The organism is Arthrobacter sp. Br18, assembly GCF_000520555.1.
Classification (GTDB): domain Bacteria; phylum Actinomycetota; class Actinomycetes; order Actinomycetales; family Micrococcaceae; genus Arthrobacter_D.
Genome location: NZ_KI914872.1, coordinates 27,221 through 28,829 on the forward strand (window position 1 = coordinate 27,221; position 1,609 = coordinate 28,829).

2 protein-coding genes and 1 pseudogene are annotated in these 1,609 nt (G+C 68.6%); 1 reads left to right on the forward strand and 2 read right to left on the reverse strand.

Features of this window, described 5'->3' with window-relative positions; translation table 11 throughout:
* A pseudogene (locus Y704_RS24545) lies at nucleotides 1-290 on the reverse strand (LytR family transcriptional regulator); the annotation flags it as partial.
* 26 nt (nucleotides 291-316) lie between these two features.
* Nucleotides 317-619, reverse strand: a complete 303-nt coding sequence (locus Y704_RS20890; RefSeq protein WP_051476988.1) for a DUF3263 domain-containing protein — start codon at nucleotides 617-619, stop codon at nucleotides 317-319.
* Between the two features lie 338 nt (nucleotides 620-957).
* Here Y704_RS20890 and Y704_RS20895 point away from each other — a divergent pair.
* Nucleotides 958-1,609: uracil-DNA glycosylase (locus Y704_RS20895; RefSeq protein ID WP_216698979.1), on the forward strand; the 652-nt coding region annotated here is incomplete at its 3' end.

Sequence of the window (1,609 nt, forward strand, 5' to 3'; positions counted from 1 at the left end):
GCCGCCGCATCGGCAGGATTCAGCGCCGGGGCCGGCGATGCGGAGCCGTCCGCCGCCGGTGCGCCAGCAGCAGCAGTGCCCGCGCGGGCCTCACCCCCGGGTCCGGCCTCGAGCCCGAGCCGGGGAAGCAGGAGATAGGCGGCGAGCGCCACGAGCAGCGCAAGCACTCCCACCAGGATCTTCAGCGCGGTCCCGCCGGAACGCCCGGGCACCAGCCGCTCGCGGTGGACTCCCTGCCGATCGACGCCTTCAGGGACCCTGTCGAATTCGTCCAGGGGATATTTCGTCATATGCGGGTGCGGTCCTTGGCTGTTGGTCAGATGTCGACGCCGAGCCGGCGCGCCGAGCGGGCCCGCTGCCGGGTTGAACGCAGTCTACGCAACCTTTTGACCAGCATCGGATCGTGGGCGAGTGCCGCCTCCGTGTCGATCAGTGCATTGAGTATTTGGTAGTAGTGGGTGGCCGACATCTGAAAGAGCTCCCGGATCACCTGCTCCTTCGCGCCCGGGTACTTCCACCACTCGCGTTCGAGTGCGAGCATGCGGCGGTCGCGGTCCTCGAGAACAAGAGCATCCGTGTGCGAGGGCGAGCCATCCGCAGCGCCCCGTGCTTCACCCATCCGACCCACCGCCCTCGATCCAGACTATTTCCTCCGGCAGGTCCGTGCCGGATGCGGGACCACCTATCCATGGTAGTTGCGAATTCCATCAGTGTCATTCGGCGGATTCCCGGACGCGCGGCCTCGTTCCGGTCGGCAAGAATGGGACCATGGATCCCGACGACGGCGCTCTGTTCCAGCTTCCCCTTCCCGCAGGACCGGCTCCCGGCAGCAGGCGGAACAGCGCCGGGCGGAACAGCGGGGTGAACAGCGCCGCCGGCGCATCCGATGACCCTCGGCACGACCCCGACAGCGACGGTACCCCGTTCGCCTTCGCAGCTCCCGTCTCCATTGGCGACATGATGGCCCCGGACTGGGCTGCGGCACTGCGTCCCGTCGAACCGGCGCTGCACCGCGTCGCCGAAATCCTTGCCCGGGAGGTTCGGGCGGGGCACCGGATTCTTCCCGAGCCCCCGAACATCCTGCGTGCCTTCCGCTATCCACTCCGGGATGTGAAGGTGGTCATCGTGGGCCAGGATCCCTACCCCACGGTGGGTCACTCGGTAGGTCTGGCATTCGCCGTCGATCCCGGCACCCGGCCCCTTCCGAAAAGTCTCGCGAACATCTATCGGGAGCTCTCATCCGACCTCGGCGTCGCCGCGCCTGCCACCGGCGACCTCTCGCAGTGGTCGGAGCAGGGCGTGATGCTGCTGAACCGGGTGCTGACCGTGCGGGCCGGCGAGTCCGCCTCACATCGGAAGCTGGGGTGGGAAGCCGTGACCGATGCCGCCCTGGCAGCCCTGGCCGCCCGGGGAGGACCGCTGGTGGCCGTCCTGTGGGGCCGTGATGCGGCGAAGATGAAGCCGCTGCTCGGGACCACCCCAACGGTTGAATCCGCACACCCCAGCCCGCTGTCGGCGTCACGCGGGTTCTTCGGATCCCGGCCCTTCAGCAGGGTGAACGAACTGCTGCGGCACCAGGGCGCCGAACCGGTGGACTGGCTCGGCAGCT

What these genes read in the sequence shown, in the direction of transcription:
- Y704_RS20890 (WP_051476988.1), bottom strand. Translation starts at nt 619, where the DNA reads ATGGGTGAAGCACGGGGCGCTGCGGATGGCTCGCCCTCGCACACGGAT.